The 20007-nt window shown below is 42.8% G+C and carries 20 protein-coding genes; 11 read left to right on the plus strand and 9 right to left on the minus strand.

The features are described from left to right. Nucleotides 1–275 precede the first annotated feature (275 nt). From cyoA to ABLA85_RS04665, 6 genes are all read left to right on the plus strand, one after another. The gene (cyoA, locus tag ABLA85_RS04640; protein WP_367961782.1) at nucleotides 276–1241 is read left to right on the plus strand and encodes a cytochrome o ubiquinol oxidase subunit II; all 966 of its coding nucleotides are present in this window, start codon (nucleotides 276–278) and stop codon (nucleotides 1239–1241) included. Nucleotides 1242–1245: 4 nt separating this feature from the next. Beyond that, nucleotides 1246–3228 carry a cytochrome o ubiquinol oxidase subunit I gene (cyoB, locus tag ABLA85_RS04645; protein WP_367961784.1) on the plus strand — a complete coding sequence of 661 codons (1983 nt, stop codon included), beginning with the start codon at nucleotides 1246–1248 and terminating at the stop codon, nucleotides 3226–3228. Next, the gene (locus tag ABLA85_RS04650; protein WP_367961786.1) at nucleotides 3228–3839 is read left to right on the plus strand and encodes a cytochrome o ubiquinol oxidase subunit III; all 612 of its coding nucleotides are present in this window, start codon (nucleotides 3228–3230) and stop codon (nucleotides 3837–3839) included. Before cyoB ends, ABLA85_RS04650 begins: the two co-directional genes overlap by 1 nt. Continuing rightward, nucleotides 3839–4171: a cytochrome o ubiquinol oxidase subunit IV gene (locus ABLA85_RS04655; protein WP_038262173.1), complete on the plus strand. Its 333-nt coding sequence runs from the start codon at nucleotides 3839–3841 to the stop codon at nucleotides 4169–4171. The genes ABLA85_RS04650 and ABLA85_RS04655 overlap by 1 nt, the downstream gene beginning before the upstream one ends. 12 nt (nucleotides 4172–4183) lie before the next feature. After that, nucleotides 4184–5068 carry a heme o synthase gene (cyoE, locus tag ABLA85_RS04660; protein ID WP_340619718.1) on the plus strand — a complete coding sequence of 295 codons (885 nt, stop codon included), beginning with the start codon at nucleotides 4184–4186 and terminating at the stop codon, nucleotides 5066–5068. Nucleotides 5069–5276: 208 nt separating this feature from the next. Further along, a complete protein-coding gene (locus ABLA85_RS04665) occupies nucleotides 5277–6647 on the plus strand; it encodes an MFS transporter (protein WP_367961788.1) in 1371 nt (456 codons plus the stop codon). 146 nt (nucleotides 6648–6793) lie between these two features. On the opposite strand, the gene ABLA85_RS04670 is transcribed toward ABLA85_RS04665, so the two are convergent. After that, a complete protein-coding gene (locus ABLA85_RS04670; protein ID WP_047680544.1) occupies nucleotides 6794–7285 on the minus strand; it encodes a YajQ family cyclic di-GMP-binding protein in 492 nt (163 codons plus the stop codon). Nucleotides 7286–7463: 178 nt separating this feature from the next. Here ABLA85_RS04670 and panE point away from each other — a divergent pair, with 178 nt between their 5' ends. Beyond that, complete coding sequence (gene panE / locus ABLA85_RS04675) at nucleotides 7464–8375, plus strand: 2-dehydropantoate 2-reductase (protein ID WP_367961790.1); 912 nt, start codon at nucleotides 7464–7466, stop codon at nucleotides 8373–8375. After that, a complete protein-coding gene (yajL, locus tag ABLA85_RS04680) occupies nucleotides 8338–8931 on the plus strand; it encodes a protein deglycase YajL (RefSeq protein WP_367961792.1) in 594 nt (197 codons plus the stop codon). The genes panE and yajL overlap by 38 nt, the downstream gene beginning before the upstream one ends. A gap of 85 nt (nucleotides 8932–9016) precedes the next feature. Here yajL and thiI read toward each other — a convergent pair whose 3' ends face one another. Further along, complete coding sequence (gene thiI, locus ABLA85_RS04685; protein WP_367961793.1) at nucleotides 9017–10465, minus strand: tRNA uracil 4-sulfurtransferase ThiI; 1449 nt, start codon at nucleotides 10463–10465, stop codon at nucleotides 9017–9019. A 248-nt stretch (nucleotides 10466–10713) separates the two neighbouring features. Here thiI and xseB point away from each other — a divergent pair, with 248 nt between their 5' ends. From xseB to dxs, 3 genes are all read left to right on the plus strand, one after another. Next, nucleotides 10714–10971, plus strand: a complete 258-nt coding sequence (gene xseB / locus ABLA85_RS04690) for an exodeoxyribonuclease VII small subunit (protein ID WP_367961794.1) — start codon at nucleotides 10714–10716, stop codon at nucleotides 10969–10971. Between the two features lie 4 nt (nucleotides 10972–10975). Further along, nucleotides 10976–11893 (plus strand): (2E,6E)-farnesyl diphosphate synthase, encoded by a 918-nt coding sequence (ispA, locus tag ABLA85_RS04695; protein WP_367961796.1) that lies wholly within the window; start codon nucleotides 10976–10978, stop codon nucleotides 11891–11893. A 187-nt stretch (nucleotides 11894–12080) separates the two neighbouring features. Beyond that, nucleotides 12081–13946: a 1-deoxy-D-xylulose-5-phosphate synthase gene (gene dxs, locus ABLA85_RS04700; protein ID WP_367961798.1), complete on the plus strand. Its 1866-nt coding sequence runs from the start codon at nucleotides 12081–12083 to the stop codon at nucleotides 13944–13946. 99 nt (nucleotides 13947–14045) lie between these two features. Here dxs and hemB read toward each other — a convergent pair whose 3' ends face one another. From hemB to ubiE, 7 genes are all read right to left on the minus strand, one after another. After that, nucleotides 14046–15062 (minus strand): porphobilinogen synthase, encoded by a 1017-nt coding sequence (hemB, locus tag ABLA85_RS04705; protein WP_367961799.1) that lies wholly within the window; start codon nucleotides 15060–15062, stop codon nucleotides 14046–14048. A gap of 171 nt (nucleotides 15063–15233) precedes the next feature. Continuing rightward, a complete protein-coding gene (tatC, locus tag ABLA85_RS04710; protein WP_367961801.1) occupies nucleotides 15234–15989 on the minus strand; it encodes a Sec-independent protein translocase subunit TatC in 756 nt (251 codons plus the stop codon). Between the two features lie 3 nt (nucleotides 15990–15992). Next, complete coding sequence (tatB, locus tag ABLA85_RS04715) at nucleotides 15993–16481, minus strand: Sec-independent protein translocase protein TatB (protein WP_367961802.1); 489 nt, start codon at nucleotides 16479–16481, stop codon at nucleotides 15993–15995. 9 nt (nucleotides 16482–16490) lie between these two features. Further along, on the minus strand, nucleotides 16491–16748 hold the full coding sequence (tatA, locus tag ABLA85_RS04720) for a Sec-independent protein translocase subunit TatA (protein ID WP_367961804.1): 258 nt from the start codon (nucleotides 16746–16748) through the stop codon (nucleotides 16491–16493). Nucleotides 16749–16946: 198 nt separating this feature from the next. Beyond that, on the minus strand, nucleotides 16947–18575 hold the full coding sequence (ubiB, locus tag ABLA85_RS04725) for a ubiquinone biosynthesis regulatory protein kinase UbiB (protein WP_367961805.1): 1629 nt from the start codon (nucleotides 18573–18575) through the stop codon (nucleotides 16947–16949). Beyond that, nucleotides 18562–19215 (minus strand): SCP2 domain-containing protein, encoded by a 654-nt coding sequence (locus ABLA85_RS04730; protein WP_367961807.1) that lies wholly within the window; start codon nucleotides 19213–19215, stop codon nucleotides 18562–18564. The genes ubiB and ABLA85_RS04730 overlap by 14 nt, the downstream gene beginning before the upstream one ends. Before the next feature lies 1 nt (nucleotide 19216). Next, nucleotides 19217–19972: a bifunctional demethylmenaquinone methyltransferase/2-methoxy-6-polyprenyl-1,4-benzoquinol methylase UbiE gene (gene ubiE, locus ABLA85_RS04735; RefSeq protein WP_367961808.1), complete on the minus strand. Its 756-nt coding sequence runs from the start codon at nucleotides 19970–19972 to the stop codon at nucleotides 19217–19219. Nucleotides 19973–20007: the final 35 nt, after the last annotated feature.

The raw sequence follows: 20007 nt of genomic DNA on the forward strand, positions 1-20007 counted from the left end.
TCAGTTCAAAAATACTAACCTGTGATTTTCATCAAAAAAATCGTTTTGAAAAATAGAGAGTTAGTTTAAAAATATTGCCTATTTTGATTTCTTAGATACAATAACGACCCGAAGTTAACTTTTTGTTAAATTTCATATTGCGTGTGATCCCTCTAGCATAAAAAGCCTACAAGCCATCCTGCTTCTATTACAATTGTTTACACTCCGGTAACCTTACCGTAGAATGCCCGCACTGATGAAACGACAATAAAGCTTTTGTTATCTGGGGTCGCTCAATGAGACTTATGAAATACAAAAAAACTATTGGGTTATCGTCATTACTCGCAGCCATTTTAATGCTAAGTGGTTGTGATATGGTATTGATGAATCCCAAAGGGGCGATCGGCGTTGAGCAAAAAACGCTGATACTGACAGCGTTTGGCCTGATGCTGATCGTTGTTATCCCGGCTATCGTAATGGCAATCGTTTTTGCTTTACGTTACCGGGAAGCCAATAAATCTGCTACCTATCGTCCAAACTGGGCACACTCAAATAAAATTGAGCTTGTCGTCTGGACTGTGCCTATCTTGATTATCATCACTTTGGCAACGATTACATGGAAAACGACTCATCAACTCGATCCATATAAGCCACTAGACAGTGATGTGAAACCGGTAACGATTGAAGTTATTTCCCTCGACTGGAAATGGCTATTCATCTACCCAGAACAGGGTATTGCAACTGTAAATGAAATTGTATTCCCTAAAGATGTGCCAATTAACTTCAAAATCACCTCAGACTCTGTGATGAATTCTTTCTTCATCCCTCAGTTAGGTGGTCAGATTTATGCAATGGCAGGTATGCAGACAAAACTGCATTTAATTGCTAACTCAGCAGGTAAATACGACGGATTCTCGGCCAGTTATAGTGGACATGGCTTCTCCGGCATGAAATTCACTGCAACAGCAACTGAGGATCGTGCAGGTTTTGAAGAGTGGGTGCAGAAAGTTAAAGCATCATCTAAAACCCTGGATACCGTACAAGCATTCAATGCGTTAGCTAAACCTAGCCAAAACAACCCAGTTGAATACTTCTCAAGCGTGAAACCAAATCTGTTCCAAGAAACGATCGCCAAATTTATGGGTGATATGGGCCATAGCGGTATGTTTGGTGTATCCGGTCACGAAAAAACAGAACATGGTAAAGCTGCAGGTCATAATATGAATATGAGTCAGCCGGCTCATGCAGGTGTTGAGGAATAAAGACATGTGGGGAAAATTAACACTTGATGCGATCCCATTACATGAACCCATTATTGTGGTGACATTGATTGGGATACTACTTGGGGGACTGGCAGTTGTTGGTGCCCTAACCTATTTCCGTAAATGGAAATGGCTCTGGACTGAATGGCTGACAAGCGTCGACCACAAAAAAATCGGGGTCATGTACATTGTTGTTGCTATGGTAATGATGTTGCGCGGTTTCGCTGATGCCATCATGATGCGTGGACAGCAAGCCCTGGCTTCCGCTGGTGAAGCAGGTTTCCTGCCCCCGCACCATTATGATCAGATTTTTACCGCTCACGGCGTTATCATGATCTTCTTCATGGCGATGCCTTTCGTTGTTGGTCTGATGAACATTGTGGTTCCTCTGCAAATCGGAGCACGTGACGTTGCATTCCCATTCCTGAACTCTCTGAGTTTCTGGTTATTTGTTGTAGGTGTCGCTCTAATCAACCTCTCTCTGGGTGTAGGTGAATTCGCTCAAACGGGTTGGCTGGCCTACCCGCCTCTGTCCGGCCTGGAATATAACCCTGGAGTTGGCGTTGATTACTGGATATGGAGCCTTCAGCTCTCCGGTGTAGGTACATTGCTGACTGGTGTAAACTTCTTCGTGACCATCCTGCGCATGCGTGCACCAGGCATGTCCATGATGAAATTGCCAGTTTTCACTTGGGCTTCACTGTGCACCAACGTACTTATCATTGCTGCGTTCCCTATTCTGACAGTCACTATTGCACTGTTAACCCTAGATCGTTATCTGGGCACCCATTTCTTCACCAACGATATGGGTGGTAACATGATGATGTACATCAACCTGATCTGGGCTTGGGGCCACCCTGAAGTTTACATTCTGGTTCTGCCTGTCTTTGGTATCTTCTCTGAAGTCACTGCAACCTTCTCGAAAAAACGCCTGTTCGGTTATACCTCGTTGGTGTGGGCGACAATCGTTATTACCATTCTGTCGTTCATTGTATGGCTGCACCACTTCTTTACCATGGGCTCCGGCGCGAATGTTAACGCCTTCTTTGGTATCGCCACAATGATTATCTCTATCCCAACCGGGGTTAAGATCTTCAACTGGCTGTTCACCATGTACCGTGGCCGTATCGAGTTCAAAACACCTATGCTGTGGACTGTCGGCTTTTTGGTCACTTTCTCCATTGGTGGTATGACCGGTGTTCTGCTGGCTGTACCTGGTGCGAACTTCGTACTGCATAATAGTTTGTTCCTGATTGCTCACTTCCATAACGTTATCATTGGTGGTGTTGTATTCGGCTGCTTCGCGGGTACAACTTACTGGTTCCCGAAAGCATTTGGTTTCACACTGAATGAAAAATGGGGTGTCCGCGCCTTCTGGTTCTGGATCACAGGTTTCTTTGTTGCCTTTATGCCTCTGTATGCTCTGGGCTTTATGGGAATGACTCGTCGTCTGAGCCAGGATATCAACCCAGAATTCCATTCTCTGCTGGTTGTTGCAGCAGGTGGTGTTGTCCTTATCGCAATTGGTATTCTGTGCCAGGTTATCCAGTTCTACGTGAGTATTCGTGACCGTGAACAAAACCGCGATCTGACTGGTGACCCATGGGGCGCTCGTACTCTGGAATGGTCAACTTCATCTCCACCGCCGTTCTATAACTTCGCAGAAGTTCCACACATCCAGACTCGTGATGCATGGTGGGACATGAAAGAAAAGGGCACTGGATATAAGCGCTCTGCTAAATATGAAGAAATTCATATGCCTAAAAACACAGGTGCTGGCGTGATCATTAGTGCATTCTGTCTGGTCTTAGGCTTTGCGTTGATATGGCATATCTGGTGGATGGCTATTGCAAGTTTCGCAGGCATTATCATCAGTTGCATCGTGAAAAGCTTTGACGAAGACGTTGATTACTACGTTCCAGTGGCTGAAGTCGAGAAAATTGAAAATCAGCGTTACGAAGAACTGAGAAAGGCAGGTGTAAAATAATGTCGACTCAAACCCTTAACAATACAGCCGCCCATGACGCTCATGGGCACCACGACACAGGAGCCAACAAAATCTTTGGTTTCTGGATCTACCTGATGAGCGACTTGATTCTGTTTGCAAGTCTGTTCGCTACCTATGCAGTATTAGTTAATGGCACTGCGGGTGGCCCAACAGGTAAACAGATTTTTGAACTGCCATTTGTCTTGGTAGAAACCTTCCTGCTGTTGTTCAGTAGTATCACTTATGGTTTCGCCATGCTGAGCATGAACAAAGGCAAAGTCGGCCAGGTTAATTTGTGGCTATTCGTTACGTTCCTGTTCGGCCTAGGTTTCGTCTCAATGGAAGTTTATGAATTCCATAAACTGATCATGGAAGGTTATGGCCCTGACCGCAGTGCATTCTTGTCGGCTTTCTTCGCACTGGTTGCGACTCACGGTCTGCACGTAACCTTTGGTCTGATTTGGATCGTCATTCTGATGATTCAGGTTTCACGCCGCGGTTTGACTGACGTGAACCATATGCGTCTGAACTGCCTGAGCCTGTTCTGGCACTTCCTTGACGTAGTATGGATCTGTGTATTTACTGTCGTTTATCTGATGGGAGCTATGTAATGAGTCATCCAAATACTTCTCATTCCGGCGCCAGCCACGGTAGTTTCAAAACCTATATGATTGGTTTTGTTCTGTCAGTTATCTTGACCGTGATCCCATTCTGGATGGTGATGGATGGCACTGCTTCGCACAGCACAATCCTGACAACAGTAGTTGTTATGGCTGTTATTCAGATCTTTGTTCATTTCATTTGCTTCCTGCACATGAATACATCGTCTGAAGAGCGTTGGAATCTCGTTGCCTTAATATTCACAATACTGGTCATCGCTATTGTTGTTGTTGGCTCTCTGTGGATTATGTACAACCTGAATATCAATATGATGGTTGATTAAGGGTTGATTTAAATGATTAAGCAATACCTGCAAGTGACCAAACCAGGAATTATTTTCGGAAATCTAATTTCTGCGATTGGTGGTTTTCTACTCGCTTCCAAGGGCGTAATAGATTACCCCTTGTTCTTTGCAACAATGGTCGGGGTATCGCTGGTGGTAGCATCAGGTTGTGTATTCAACAACTATATCGACCGCGATATCGACAGAATCATGGAAAGAACAAAAGAAAGGGTCCTTGTGAAAGGGCTTATCGATCCGAAAATCAGCCTGATTTACGCCTCAGTGTTAGGTATTGCTGGCATTGTGCTGCTCTATGTGGCAGCTAATGCCTTAGCAATGCAGTTAGCTCTCATCGGGTTTGTCGTTTATGTAGGGGTCTATAGCCTCTATATGAAAAGAAAGTCTATTTACGGCACGCTGGTTGGCAGCTTGTCAGGCGCTGCGCCCCCTGTCATTGGTTATTGTGCAGTAACCGGTCAATTTGACACAGGGGCACTTATTCTGTTGTTGATTTTCAGTTTATGGCAGATGCCTCACTCTTACGCCATTGCTATTTTTCGGTTCAAAGATTATCAGGCTGCCAATATTCCAGTATTGCCTGTAATTAAGGGTATCTCTGTGGCCAAAAACCATATTACCCTCTATATTCTGGCATTTATGGTTGCCACGCTGATGTTGGCAATCAGTGGCTATGCAGGTTACAAGTACCTGATTGTCGCTGCTGCAGTAAGTATTTGGTGGCTAGGTATGGCGTTATCCGGTTATAAAACCACTAATGACCATATCTGGGCTCGTAAGTTATTTGTATTTTCTATTGTTGCTATCATGTCATTAAGCGTCATGATGTCTGTAGATTCTTCAGCATCTCCAGAAATAATGCTGACTTACGTCCGATAATATCAAAATGGCAAGGGTTTGTTTCCCTTGTCATTTTTCCTTTCTTTATCTCTTACAAACATTAATAAATTACTTCGCTTAGGTCACTCTTGATAAACATGATTTAGTAACCAATTCGTTAGTAATCTGTATGAAATGAGCATCTTGTATCAATTCATTCCTTTCTAAGCTAAATGCTATATCGAATTTTTTGAGGTATCAGGTATCCATGAACGATAATCAAATGACTCCCCTTGAACTCCGGGCAACATGGGGCTTAGGTTCCGTTTTTTCTCTACGCATGTTAGGCATGTTCATGGTTTTACCTGTCCTGACGACCTACGGTTTAGCGTTACAGGATGCCACCGAAGCCCTGATAGGAATTGCGATCGGTATCTACGGCTTAACACAGGCAATATTTCAAATTCCATTCGGGTTACTTTCAGATAAATTTGGTCGAAAGCCTTTGATAATAGGTGGACTACTCATTTTTGTATTAGGTAGTATCATTGCCACCTTTAGCGACTCTATTTGGGGAATTATCGCCGGAAGAGCTTTGCAAGGTGCAGGGGCAATCTCTGCTGCAATCATGGCATTATTATCAGATCTTACCCGCGAACAAAATCGTACAAAAGCAATGGCATTTATTGGTATCAGTTTTGGCATCACATTTGCTTTTGCTATTGTTATCGGCCCTGTGATCACCCATCACATCGGATTAAATGGTTTATTTGGTACGATCACCATTCTTGCCAGTTGCGGTATCTTAATAACGCTATTTGCTGTCCCATCAACACATCATCATTTATTAAATCGTGAATCTGGCATTGTCCGGGGCAGTTTCCGGCGTGTACTTTCTGATCCTCAATTACTCAAACTCAATTTTGGTATTCTCTGTCTGCATACCTTATTGATGTCCAGCTTCGTTGTTCTGCCTCTGATCATGGAAAAAGCAGGTTTTCCTCCTCAACAACACTGGAAAGTGTATTTAATTACTACGCTTATTTCTTTTATTGCCGTCTTACCATTCATTATTTATGCGGAGAAAAAGCGCCGCATGAAGCAAGTTTTCTTGCTTTGTATCGGCATGTTGTTTATTGCTGAATTTGTTTTGTGGTCTTTAGGATCACATCTTTGGGGAATATTTGCAGGTATTCAGATTTTCTTTCTTGCTTTTAATATTATGGAAGCGATTTTGCCTTCATTGATCAGCAAAGAAGCCCCGGCAGGTTACAAAGGTACAGCAATGGGCGTTTACTCCACCAGCCAGTTCCTGGGTGTCGCTCTGGGAGGCAGTATCGGTGGAATGCTATATGAGCTGCAAGGCGCATCATTAGTATTTATGGGCAGTATTATTCTCACCATATTCTGGTTTCTTCTCAGCCTCACATTACGTCAACCACCTTATGTCAGCAGCATCAGGCTCATCTTGCCAGCTCAATTAAATGCGCCTGAAATTCTGGAAAAGAAAATATTGTCTCAAGCGGGTGTGAAAGATGTCATTATTGTACCGGACGAGCTGAGTGCCTATATCAAAGTCGATACTAAACAAACTAATCGTGAGCAACTAGAACAGCTTGTGTTTTCTCATACTCAATAAATTCTGAGATAATAGGGTCCTATAGATAATGAATTTATTAGGGAAGCACTTGTAATAATTAATTAAAATTACTCAGCTTCCCTTAAATATTTTGATCAGAGAAAAAAGTAAATCTGCTGATATCAGCAGTCAGTCACGGAAAATAGTTAGTCACGGAAGTTGGTGAATTGGAAAGGCTGTCCCAACTCTGCGCCACGAACTAATGCAATAACACCTTGCAGATCATCACGAGCTTTACCGGTAACTCGTACTTGCTCACCCTGAATTTGTGCCTGAACTTTCAGCTTGCTGTCTTTAATCAGCTTGACAATTTTCTTCGCTAATGGTGTATCAATACCTTGCAACAGGGTTGCCTCTACACTGTAGGTTTTACCGCTATGCACCATATTCTCAGGAATATTCAATACAGAGCCGTCAATTCCTCGCTTAGCAAATTTTTCACGCAGAATATCGACCAGTTGGTTAACCTGAAAATCAGACTCACTCGCAATCTTGACCGATTCGTTCTTTTCGTTTAGTTCAAAACTCGCATTGACATTGCGAAAATCCCAACGATTGGTTAATTCCCTCTGTGCATTCTCTACCGCATTACGCACTTCCTGCATATCAACTTCTGAAACAATATCAAATGATGGCATTATCAGTCACCTCCAGCTAATCAATAATCTGGCATGATAACCGCTTTCCATTATTGGCAAAAGATCTATACTCCCCGCACTAAGTGATCTTTTGGAATTTACATTATCTTAGCGCGCTTGGAATTCAGATCAGCATAATTTTGAGGTTCCCGATGAAAGCATTTCTCAAGGAAGAACAATGAAAATCACTGTTCTTGGCTGCGGTGCGATGGGTAAACTATGGCTTGCTGCCTTATCCCAACAGCATCACCAAATTCAGGCATGGTTAAAAGCACCCCAACCTTTTGTCAATGTTCATATTGATAACTTTCAAGGTAAGGTATTTGACCAGCAACTTCCAGCCAATGATGAAAAACATCTTTTCGAAAGCGAATTGTTACTTGTTTGCCTAAAAGCCTGGCAAGTTTCTGATGCTATCAATAACCTTGCCTCCAAACTTTCTCCTCATTGTCCGATCCTATTACTGCATAATGGAATGGGAACACAAGATGAACTTTTATCTCTGCCCAATCCCATCTTATCGGGAGTGACAACTCATGGAGCATATCAGGAAAATGGTATTGTTTATCACAAATCACAAGGTATAACCCATATTGGTTCTACGTTGTCTGATACTGATAAATTCAGTTTCTTAGCAAAAATTTTGCATGACGCCTTACCAGACGTAAAATGGCACAATGATATCTATACCATTAGCTGGCTAAAACTTGCCGTCAATTGCGTTATCAATCCACTTACCGTAATTTATGATTGTAAGAATGGCGAATTATCGCATCACATCACAAATATCCATTCATTATGTGATGAGATCTATCAGGTAATGCAAAAAGAGGGCCTTCAGATCACCAAATCTGCACTGATCAATTACGTGATGGATGTTATTGAGCGAACATCTGAAAACTCTTCATCTATGCGGCAAGATATTCGGGCACAACGGCCTACAGAAATAGACTATATTACCGGATTTTTACTATACCGGGCCCGTGTACATGGGCTGGTACTTACAGAAAACCTCCATATTTATCATCTTATCAAACGCAAGGAGGAGAAATATGAACGCTTCAGCTCTCATTTGCCTCGCACACGGTAGTGAAGAAATAGAAGCTGTCACAACTATTGATTTGTTGGTCAGAGCCGGGATCAATGTCACCATCGCCAGTGCAGCGACCGATGGAGCTTTGACATTAACCTGCTCACGTGGCGTTAAAATTGTTGCAGATGCACCCTTAGTCGATGTTGTTGATGAAGATTTTGATGCTGTTATTCTGCCGGGAGGGATAAAAGGGGCAGAATGTTTTCGCGATAGTCCATTGGTTGTAGAGAAAATCCGCACAGCTCAAAGTCAGGGTAAAATCATTGCGGCAATCTGCGCATCTCCAGCCGTTGTACTGGAATATCATCAGCTTTTCCCGATTGGAAATATGACAGGTTACCCAAGCATGAAAGATAAAATAGCCCCGGAAAAGTGGATCGATCGTCGGGTTTATTTTGATGAGAGGGTTAATTTGCTCACTAGCCAGGGACCTGCAACTGCTTTTGACTTCGCCCTGAAGCTGATTGAACTACTGAAAGGAAAAGACAAGGCAGCGGAAGTTGCAGCTCAATTAGTCTTACCACCCGGCATCAATAACTACCAAAACCTATAGTAGTGAAGCTGTTAATATAAGCTGCCAGCAGAATAGATTTTTTCCGTCAGCAGCTTATATTTTTTTTCAAATGTACTGGCTCAGATTAAGGGCGATAAACCTTCACATTCTGAAAACCTTGTTCACGTAAGTAAAGCGCTTGCAAACGGCTCATCACGCCACGTTCACAATAAAGCAGATAATTTTTCTCTTTTGATAGATCACCAAACTGGGTACTCAACTTATAGAAAGGTAATGACTGAATTTCGATACCTTCCATATTCAGTGGACAATCATCCTGTTCATCTGGTGAACGGATATCCAACAACACATCATTTGCAGAAAACTTAGTGACTGTTTCCACTTCCACAATCTGCTCACTGGCTTGTTCAGCAATCTGACGAATATCCAAATTCTGGGCTTCACTTATCACACGCTCCAGAATATCAAAATCGAACTTACCTTCTTCCTCTTCAATTTTGGCTTTAACAGCTTTGACGGTTGGACTCTTAGAGATCACACCACAAAATTCCGGCATAGTACGAGCAAAATCTTCCGTTCCAATTTCGCGTGCCAGCTTAATAATGTGCTCTTTATCGTGAGAAATTAGCGGACGAAGGATCAACGTATCCGAAGCGTTATCAATCAGCCTCAAGTTAGTCAATGTCTGACTGGAGACCTGCCCCAATGCTTCTCCTGTTACGATTGCTTGCACACCATAACGTTCTGCAATCCTGGAAGCAGCTCTGACCATCATTCTTTTCAGCACAACGCCCATTTGACCGTCATCCACTTTTTCCAGAATTTCAGCAACAACTGGTTCAAAATCGACGGCGACAAAGCGAACCTTATGGGAGCTGCCAAATCGGTTCCACAAATAGTGAGCTACCTGTTTCACCCCAATTTCGTGGGCAGAGCCACCGAGATTAAAGAAACAGTAATGTACACGACAGCCACGGCGCATCAGCATATAGCTGGAGACTCCAGAGTCAAACCCACCAGAGATAAGAGACAGAACATCTTCCTGCGTTCCAATAGGAAATCCACCGATCCCCGGATGACGTGCTTTAACCAGAATCAGTTTATCCTGATCAATTTCCAGATTGACTGTCACATCCGGGTGAGTCAGTTTCACTTTAGCAGATTCAATATGCTGATTCAGACCGCCACCGATATAACGTTCAGCCTCATTGGAGGTGAAACTGTGTTTACCACGACGCTTCACACGGACACAAAATGTTTTTCCATGCAGTAAATGCCCATATGCTTCGTAGGTTTGTTCAAAGATATGATGCAAGTCACGAAAATCTCTCTCTTCAACTTGCAGGATATGGTGAATACCCGGAATACGTGTCAGTGCATCACAAATTTCTGCACCAAGATTATCATTTTTAGTTCGAACTTCGATATTATCCCAATGGCGAACAACAGCAATCTCTTCTCCTAATGTTTTCAGCACATTACGGATATTGCTGGCAAGGATTTTAATAAAGCGTAAACGAACAGTTTGACTTTTGATCGTAATCTCTGGGAATAATTTAATGATAAACTTCATAGTAAGATATAGTAGTCATTCAATATTGAACTATCACAAATAGTATCAATGATTGTTCTTAAGTGGTCAGTTGGATAGGGCGTAGAGTATAACACTATCTCACTATATCTCCTGTAAAAAACAGAGCATCTGTAAAAAAAACAGGGGTAACGAATGATTTATTTCTTTCAGTGTAGTAGGGTATTCTGCAAGTCTGTAACGAAATTACCTCACTGTAACTCGTTAAATAATCATACTTTAAAATTATTATGTCTAAGGCAAATCGAACATCAGAAACCAAGCAAGTACCAGCATTTGAAACTTCCCTGAAAGAGCTGGAGGAAATTGTCATTCGCTTGGAATCAGGGGAACTCCCTTTAGAAGATGCATTAAATGAATTTGAACGTGGCATTCAACTTGCAAGACAAGGGCAAAAAACCCTCCAACAAGCGGAACAACGAGTGCAAATTTTATTGAATCATGATGCACATTCTCCACTTGATGAATTTTCGCCTGATGCTGAGTAACTTTATGTCTGAACAATATAAGGCTCCTTTTGAAGAGCAATTAAGCAATTGCCAGCAACATATCAATGACAAGTTGATGGCAACATTTTCTTCATTACCCTTTTTGGACAGCCCGTTAGCAACCGCTATGCAACACGGTGCTGTACTGGGTGGAAAACGGCTGCGCCCATTTTTAGTTTATTCTGTGGGTGAAATGTTTGGCCTTTCCAAAGAGAGCCTTGATGCGCCAGCCATCGCTGTAGAGTGTATCCATGCCTATTCGCTGATCCACGATGATTTGCCTGCAATGGACAACGATGATTTGCGCCGCGGCCAACCTACCTGCCATATTAAATTTGGCGAGGATCACGCAATCTTGGCTGGAGATGCGTTGCAATCATTGGCTTTTGAAATTCTGGCAAAGCAAGAGATGCCGAATGTGGCATTATCTGACCGTCTTGAAATGATTGCTGAATTAGCAACATCCAGTGGTATTGCAGGCATGTGTGGCGGGCAATCATTAGATTTAAAGGCCGAAGGGAAACAGATTGATCTCGCTGCACTGGAACAAATCCACCAACACAAGACCGGTGCATTAATTCGTTGTGCGGTCAGATTGGGTGCTTACAGTGCAGGTATACGTGGTCGTGAAGCATTACCTTGGCTGGATCAATATGCACAGGCAATCGGTCTCGCATTTCAGGTGCATGATGATATTTTGGATGTCATTGGTGATACAAAAATTATCGGCAAGCGTCAGGGGAATGATCAGCAACTTGGGAAAAGCACCTACCCTGCATTATTGGGCCTGGAACAAGCTCAGAAAAAAGCCAAAGATCTTTATGAAGATGCGATTGCTGCACTCACAGAACTGGAAAATCAATCTTATAATACTGTGATTCTAAAACAACTGGCGGGTTTCATCATTGAAAGAAACAGCTAAAAAACTGGTCATGACCATGACAATCACCGTTTTGTAAGTTATCGGTTACATACATCCAAAAACAATACAATGGAACATGGCCTTATAGGGAGAGCCCAGTAATTACATACTGATAATTCCAGGGTTCTTAATCTTCAATTTAAACGTGCATAGCGTTTTAACCGGCATAAATTTCAACAGGCATAGCATGAGCATTGATATAGCGAAATATCCAACATTGGCACTGGCGGAAACCCCTGAAGAACTACGCCTGCTACCTAAAGACACCTTGCCAAAGTTATGCGATGAACTGCGCCAATTTTTGCTAAACAGTGTCAGTCGCTCCAGTGGGCACTTTGCTTCCGGTCTCGGAACTGTCGAATTAACGGTCGCACTTCATTACGTTTATAAAACACCTTTTGACAATTTAGTCTGGGATGTCGGTCATCAGGCCTATCCACATAAGATTCTGACCGGACGCCGTGACCGTATTGACACTATTCGCCAAAAAAATGGTCTCCACCCTTTCCCGTGGCGAGATGAAAGCAAATATGACACGCTATGTGTCGGTCATTCATCGACCTCAATCAGTGCCGGATTGGGTATGGCAATTGCAGCAGAACATGAGGGTAAGGGTCGTAAGACAGTCTGTGTGATTGGTGATGGCGCCATTACCGCAGGTATGGCTTTTGAAGCTATGAACCATGCAGGTGATATTGATCCTGATATGCTTGTCATCCTCAATGACAACGAAATGTCTATTTCCGAGAACGTTGGAGCATTGAACAACCATTTGGCACAATTGCTTTCAGGAAAATTGTACACAACTCTGCGTGAGGGTGGTAAGAAAGTCTTCTCCGGCCTGCCACCTATCAAAGAATTATTGAAAAAGACCGAGGAACATCTCAAAGGTATGGTTGTTCCCGGAACACTGTTCGAAGAGCTTGGATTTAACTACATTGGTCCGGTTGATGGTCATGACGTATTAGCACTGACGCAAACATTGAAAAATATGCGTGAACTCAAAGGGCCTCAATTTTTGCATATCATGACCAAAAAAGGCCGTGGTTATGCTCCTGCGGAAAAAGATCCTATCAGTTGGCATGCTGTACCTAAATTTGATCCATCGACTGGCTCTCTGCCCAAAAGTACGGATACCCGCCCGACATTTTCCAAAATCTTCGGTGAATGGTTGTGTGAAGAAGCAGCCACAGATAAAAAACTCATGGCGATCACTCCAGCTATGAGAGAAGGCTCTGGCATGGTACGTTTCTCTCGTGAGTACCCTGAACAATACTTTGACGTTGCCATTGCCGAGCAACATGCTGTGACATTTGCAGCAGGGCTGGCAATCGGGGGATATAAACCGATTGTCGCGATTTATTCTACTTTCCTGCAACGTGCTTATGATCAGGTCATTCATGATGTTGCTATCCAGAACTTACCTGTTTTGTTTGCTATCGACCGTGGCGGTATCGTCGGCGCTGATGGACAAACTCATCAGGGGGCATTCGACCTTTCATTTCTGCGCTGTATTCCCAACATGGTGATCATGGCACCGAGTGATGAAAATGAGTGCCGCCAAATGCTACACACGGGTTATCACTATCAAGATGGCCCTGCTGCTGTTCGTTATCCACGAGGTACAGGCGTAGGAGCAGAACTCCAGCCACTGGAAAAATTGCCAATTGGCAAAGGTGTTGTTCGTCGTCAAGGAGAACGCATTGCTATCCTGAGCTTCGGTACATTACTGCCAAACGCACTACAGGCTGCAGAGTCCTTAAATGCAACTGTTGTTGATATGCGCTTTATCAAACCACTGGATAAAGAATTGGTACTAGAAATGGCTTCTCAACATGATTTACTGGTGACGTTAGAAGAGAATGCCATCATGGGAGGAGCCGGTAGTGGCGTCAATGAATTACTGATGCAGGCAAGTCAGCCAATTCCGGTATTAAATCTTGGTTTACCTGACTACTTTATACCGCAAGGCACACAATCAGAGATTCACGCTGACTTAGGGCTGGATACAATGGGTATTTTGGGCGCTATCGAAAGCTATCTGAATAAATAACCTGTCATAACGGATGAATATCCTTTTTATTTATTCATCCGTTATTGTTTTTTACCTAATATCTCAAGCTACGATATTTCTTAAGGTAAAAAAGATTCATTAATATTTCTGTTCATGCAGCCATTGCGCTACACGCTTGGCAAAGTAAGTCAGAACCCCATCTGCTCCTGCACGTTTGAAACAGAGTAAGGATTCCATAATCGCGGGTTGTTCTTTCAACCAACCATTCTGAATGGCTGCCATATGCATCGCATATTCACCAGACACCTGATAAGCAAATGTCGGCACACCGAAGGTATCTTTTACCCTATGGATCACATCCAGATAAGGCATACCAGGTTTTACCATCACGCTATCTGCGCCTTCCTGTAAATCCTGCGCGATCTCTTGTAATGCTTCATCACTGTTTGCCGGATCCATCTGATAAGTCATCTTGTTACCACTTTTCAGATTATTACTGGAGCCAATAGCATCTCTGAATGGCCCATAGTAACAAGAAGCATATTTGGCCGAATACGCCATGATCTGCGTGCTTACATGGCCATCATTCTCAAGCTGCTCACGAATAGCACCGATACGGCCGTCCATCATATCGCTAGGGGCTACAATTTCAGCTCCTGCTTCTGCATGAGATAGCGCCTGCTTCACCAAAATCTCTTTGGTGATATCGTTGATAACATAGCTATCCTGATCAATAACACCATCTTGCCCATGAGTAGTAAATGGGTCCAATGCAACATCAGTTAACAAGCCTAACTCTGGAACTGCATCTTTCAAGGCACGAATAGAGCGTTGGATCAAACCATCAGGGTTATAAGCTTCTTTAGCGTCCAGTGATTTCTTGTCTGCTTCAATCACCGGAAACAGAGACAAAACAGGAATACCCAGTCGGGCAATCTCTTCGGCTTCTTTCCGCAGAAGATCGATTGTCAGACGATACACTCCCGGCATGGAAGGCACTTCTTGACGTTGATTAGCCCCTTCCATCACGAACACCGGATAGATCAAATCATTAACGCTCAGTTGATTTTCAGCGAATAGGCGGCGGGAAAAATCATGGCGGCGCACACGGCGCATACGACGGCCAGGAAACGTACCTGGAAATACATAGCTCATACTGCTCTCCTAATGTAAAACCCAGCGGTAATACACTGGGTTAATTCTGCCATCACTTTTATTACTTGTAATACTGCTGATCTTAGCACTATCAGACAGTTGGCGATAATTATAACTAGCTGGTGACTGATTACTTTCCTTAATTGTCACCTGCCTGAGTTGTTATCCACATCAATATTCCGATTCATCATCCGTTTTAGATGGCTTATGTTTTCCCACATAAAATTGAGAAAACAGAACTCCCAGTTCAAATAGCAAGTACATGGGGACAGCCAACAAAGTTTGTGAAAAGACATCAGGGGGAGTAAGTAGCATCCCTACTACAAACGCCCCGACCAGAATATAAGGGCGTTTTCTTTTCAGTGATTCAGGTGTGACTACTCCACTCCAACACAGCAGAATAATGGCGATTGGCACTTCAAACGAGACACCAAATGCCATAAAAAGCGCCATAACAAAACTCAGATAATTACTGATATCTGTCGCAATCAACACGCCAGAGGGGACTGTTTTGGTAAAAAAACCGAATACGAAGGGAAATACGACGAAGTAAGCAAAAATCATTCCCAGGTAGAATAAGACACTACTGGACAACAGCAGCGGCACGATCAAACGCCGTTCATGTTTATACAGAGCCGGTGCAATAAATGCCCATACCTGATACAAGATCATGGGTGCCGAAACAAAAATTGATACCATAATGGTAAGTTTGATCGGTGTGAAGAAAGGTGATGCCACATCCGTTGCGATCATATTCGCACCTTTAGGCAATTGTTCCATTAAAGGCGCAGCAATAAGTCGATATATATCGTTAGAAAAATAAACCAATGCCAGAAAAACCACCAGCACAGTAATCAAACTATTCAAAATTCTCTTACGCAGTTCAATCAGGTGACTGATAAGAGGTTGAGTATCATCCACAGACATGCTTTAGTGTTCACTATTGGATTTTTCAGGGGATTGTTTTGTATTCTGTTTAGTACTTTCTTTTGAGATTTCTTCTGGCTTTTTTTCTGTTACTTGCTCTCTATATTGGTTTAGTTTCTGCTCTGGTACTGGATCAGACTCAAGGGAGTGAAAATGCGTTTCGTCTTCTTCCAACGCTTTAGCTTCTTCGGGAGTAAGCTGATATGACTTCTTCAACGATTCAGCCGTTTCCCTTAATTCATCCATTGAAGCTTTTAATTCTGGAGAGAGAGACTGTAAGTCTGCTTTTTCTTCCATTTTTTTCAAGCTATCCTGAAGCTCTTGCAACTTTAATTCTTTTGCAAGTTCATTCTGGACATTGACTGCCAGTGATCGTAATACCCTTATCCAGCCTGCTATAGTTTTGACAGCAACAGGCAGACGCTCAGGTCCCAGGACAATCAGGCCGATGACGAGCACCAACAGCAGTTCACTAAAACCAATGTCAAACACGGTTTATACCTATTCTTTTTTGTCTTTGATCTCTGATTTTTCAGACTGAGCAACGGTGGGCTTTTCAGTAAGATTTTTAGTCTCAAAGTCAGCATCATGGTTACTTTTCTCAGCCTGATCTGATTTTTCATCATCACTCATCGCTTTTTTGAAGCCTTTTATCGACTCTCCCAAATCAGAACCTAATGTACGCAGTTTATTAGTCCCGAACAACAAGACAACAATGACGGCAATAATGAGTAATTGCCAAATACTTATACCACCCATACTGATCTACCTCATGTTCGTGGGGAATATACCCTACATCTTTCAGATTGCAGTTTTGTCGGCTACATCTTGAAATCTATCTCAGGTACATATCATTAATAATTTCATTATAAACTACGAACTTTATGTTCGAAAATACCGCAACCATGCCAAAAGCTACAGCAACTTCTTTTGACTTATTTTCTTTCCTGCAAATGGCTACTTAAGTTTAAACCAGCCCAATATCCACGATATTATTCCCGCGCCCATCAATCCCCATGATAAATGAGTCAGGTTAGTAATAAAAAATAAACCACCACAGATAAACAATGTTGCACCAATCCCCAGTAAGTAAAGAGATTTTCGATGATTATTCTGTTGCTGTTTTAACTGTTGTGATATTTGGTCAATACTCGTTTGCAACCGCTTATGTTGTTGCAATGTGCCATAAATCAGTTCAGGAAGTTCTGGTAATTTTTCCGCCCAATAGGGTGCTTTTTCTTTAAACGCACGCATAATAGCCGGAAAACCAACTTGATCATGTAACCAATCTTCCAGAAACGGCTTTGCTGTTTTCCATAAATCAAGCTGAGGATAGAGCTGGCGCCCTAACCCTTCGACATACAACAGTGTTTTTTGTAGCAGGACTAACTGAGGTTGCACTGTCATATTAAAACGACGGGCTGTATTGAAGAGGTTCAACAACACATGACCAAATGAGATATCTGCAAGTGGTTTTTCAAAAATAGGCTCACATACCGTTCTGATAGCAAACTCAAAATCTTCCACATTGGTATCTGCCGGAACCCAGCCTGAATCCACATGGAGTTCTGCTACCTTTCGGTAATCTCGGTTAAAGAAAGCAATAAAATTTTCTGCCAGATAACGTTTATCGTCTTTGTTCAGAGAACCAACAATACCGTAATCAATACCTATATAAGTGGGATCCTCTGGTCGTTCATAGCTAACAAAGATGTTGCCCGGATGCATATCTGCATGAAAAAAACTGTCACGAAATACCTGAGTAAAAAATATCTGAACACCGCGCTCAGCAAGTAACTTCATATCGGTATTTTGCGCTTCCAAAGCCGCGACATCAGACACAGGAATACCATAAATACGCTCCATGACCAGGACATTCTCCCGACAATAATCAGGATAAACCTCCGGTACATAAAGCATAGGGCTATCTTCAAAATTACGCCGCAGTTGAATAGCATTTGCAGCTTCACGCAATAGATTCAACTCATCAAGCAGCGTTTTTTCATACTCACGAACCACTTCAAGTGGACGAAGACGACGACCATCAGGCAACAAAGGAACTAAATTTGCCAAACGATACATTAACCGTACATCCGCCTTTATCACGGGCAAAATATCAGGGCGTATCACTTTAATGACGATCTCTTTTCCATTCTCTTTAAGCCGTGCAGTATGCACCTGAGCAATGGAAGCAGAAGCCAGAGGATGCAGATCAAAATCTTCAAACCACGTTTCCAGGCTTCCCCCCAATGCCATCTCAATAGATTTGCGGGCAATGGTTCCATCAAAAGAAATGACACGATCTTGTAGTAAAGAAAGCTGATCGGCGATAGCGGAAGGAAACAGATCCCGTCGGGTAGAAAGCATTTGACCAAGCTTAATCCATACCGGGCCAAGCTCTTGCAGTGCTAAGCGTAAACGCTCACCGAGCAGTTTATCCTTATGTCGATTAGGCAGCCAAAACAGGAAATAACGCCCAAAACGCAACGGCCATGTCAACCGGATTTTCGGGATTAATTCATCCAATCCATAAGTAAGAAAAACTTTAATGATAAAATAGAGGCGTTTTATTTCACTGGGAGTCATATTTCTCCTCCATTGCTGCCAGACGCTTTTCCATGTCAGACAGTTTATTGGCAACAGCATTAACTTCTTCACTGAAATAAGCCAATTCTAAAGCACCGGGTGCCATTCTCCACTCTTCCGTCAATGATTCTGTCAGGTAAGTTTTTTGCTTTGTGATGGTATTGTGGACAAAACTGATGCTGTTTTTCATTACCCGATTGATACCTTCTGCCACAATATCACCGACATAAGGTGAAAGGTAATGGGCAAGATCCCATTCCAGCATATCCAGCAAAGCCGACCACTGTTGAATAACCTGCATATCCCCTTCAATGACAATTTCACCACTATTAATCAGAGATGAAAGATATTGACGATCCCGCAACTTAAGCAATGCCGGTAATGTCGTTTTCATCGAACAGTCCACAGTTCCTGACCATTGGCTTAAAACATCTAACTGTCTTTCATGAAAAACCAATACCAATGGCGTCTCAATTTCTTTCAGTTCGATAGAAAGAATTTTGCCCGCTAGTCGCATACGAGCTGATTTCAATATGGTTTCGCGGTACAACAGATGATTCAGCGTTGTTTCCAGAAAAGCAGTCAACACCGGAAACAACACCGTAGAATTCACACTGTGACTTAATGAGGGAGTTTCCATTTCAGAACTTAAACCCTTTATGCAATGCAACAATTCCCCCCGTCATATTGTTATAAGAAACTTGATCAAAGCCTGCCGCTTCCATCATCGCTTTTAATGTTTCCTGATCAGGATGCATACGAATGGATTCTGTCAGATAACGGTAACTATCCGCATCCTTAACAACCGCCTGACCAATACGTGGCAGAATGTGGAATGAATAGATATCATAAACTTTACTCAACGGTGCCAGCACGGGTTTGGAAAATTCCAGTACTAATAAACGTCCGCCAGGTTTCAGGACACGGTACATAGAACGCAGGGCTTTGTCTTTATCCGTGACATTACGCAGGCCAAATGAAATAGTAATGCAGTCAAAATAGTTATCCGCAAATGGTAACTCTTCAGCATTAGCCTGAACATAGTTGACATTACCAACTATGCCGTTATCGCGCAGTTTTTCCCGCCCGACTTTCAGCATAGAATCGTTGATGTCTGCCAGAACAACTTCTCCCTTCTCTCCTACAAGACGGGAAAATTTCGCGGTCAGATCCCCTGTTCCCCCTGCCAGATCAAGGACTCTATGACCCCGGCGTACACCACTTGCATCAATAGTGAAACGCTTCCAGATACGATGAATGCCAAATGACATCAAATCATTCATCAAATCGTATTTTGATGCGACGGAGTGAAATACTTCCGCCACCATATCTTTTTTCTCTTCTTTGGCTACGGTACGGAAACCAAAATGAGTGGTTTCTTTCGATTGATCTGCCATGTTATTTGTCCGCTTTTCATTCAAAAAATTATAGC

The sequence above is a fragment of the Xenorhabdus sp. SGI246 genome (assembly GCF_040838225.1).
GTDB classification, from domain to species: domain Bacteria; phylum Pseudomonadota; class Gammaproteobacteria; order Enterobacterales; family Enterobacteriaceae; genus Xenorhabdus; species Xenorhabdus indica.

What these genes read in the sequence shown, in the direction of transcription:
- tatC (WP_367961801.1), bottom strand. Translation starts at nt 15,989, where the DNA reads ATGTCTGTGGATGATACTCAACCTCTTATCAGTCACCTGATTGAACTG.
- cyoB (WP_367961784.1), top strand. Translation starts at nt 1,246, where the DNA reads ATGTGGGGAAAATTAACACTTGATGCGATCCCATTACATGAACCCATT.
- cyoE (WP_340619718.1), top strand. Translation starts at nt 4,184, where the DNA reads ATGATTAAGCAATACCTGCAAGTGACCAAACCAGGAATTATTTTCGGA.
- ABLA85_RS04655 (WP_038262173.1), top strand. Translation starts at nt 3,839, where the DNA reads ATGAGTCATCCAAATACTTCTCATTCCGGCGCCAGCCACGGTAGTTTC.
- ubiB (WP_367961805.1), bottom strand. Translation starts at nt 18,575, where the DNA reads ATGACTCCCAGTGAAATAAAACGCCTCTATTTTATCATTAAAGTTTTT.
- ubiE (WP_367961808.1), bottom strand. Translation starts at nt 19,972, where the DNA reads ATGGCAGATCAATCGAAAGAAACCACTCATTTTGGTTTCCGTACCGTA.
- yajL (WP_367961792.1), top strand. Translation starts at nt 8,338, where the DNA reads ATGAACGCTTCAGCTCTCATTTGCCTCGCACACGGTAGTGAAGAAATA.
- panE (WP_367961790.1), top strand. Translation starts at nt 7,464, where the DNA reads ATGAAAATCACTGTTCTTGGCTGCGGTGCGATGGGTAAACTATGGCTT.
- cyoA (WP_367961782.1), top strand. Translation starts at nt 276, where the DNA reads ATGAGACTTATGAAATACAAAAAAACTATTGGGTTATCGTCATTACTC.
- hemB (WP_367961799.1), bottom strand. Translation starts at nt 15,062, where the DNA reads ATGAGCTATGTATTTCCAGGTACGTTTCCTGGCCGTCGTATGCGCCGT.
- ABLA85_RS04670 (WP_047680544.1), bottom strand. Translation starts at nt 7,285, where the DNA reads ATGCCATCATTTGATATTGTTTCAGAAGTTGATATGCAGGAAGTGCGT.
- xseB (WP_367961794.1), top strand. Translation starts at nt 10,714, where the DNA reads ATGTCTAAGGCAAATCGAACATCAGAAACCAAGCAAGTACCAGCATTT.
- ABLA85_RS04650 (WP_367961786.1), top strand. Translation starts at nt 3,228, where the DNA reads ATGTCGACTCAAACCCTTAACAATACAGCCGCCCATGACGCTCATGGG.
- tatA (WP_367961804.1), bottom strand. Translation starts at nt 16,748, where the DNA reads ATGGGTGGTATAAGTATTTGGCAATTACTCATTATTGCCGTCATTGTT.
- thiI (WP_367961793.1), bottom strand. Translation starts at nt 10,465, where the DNA reads ATGAAGTTTATCATTAAATTATTCCCAGAGATTACGATCAAAAGTCAA.
- ABLA85_RS04665 (WP_367961788.1), top strand. Translation starts at nt 5,277, where the DNA reads ATGAACGATAATCAAATGACTCCCCTTGAACTCCGGGCAACATGGGGC.
- ABLA85_RS04730 (WP_367961807.1), bottom strand. Translation starts at nt 19,215, where the DNA reads ATGGAAACTCCCTCATTAAGTCACAGTGTGAATTCTACGGTGTTGTTT.
- dxs (WP_367961798.1), top strand. Translation starts at nt 12,081, where the DNA reads ATGAGCATTGATATAGCGAAATATCCAACATTGGCACTGGCGGAAACC.
- ispA (WP_367961796.1), top strand. Translation starts at nt 10,976, where the DNA reads ATGTCTGAACAATATAAGGCTCCTTTTGAAGAGCAATTAAGCAATTGC.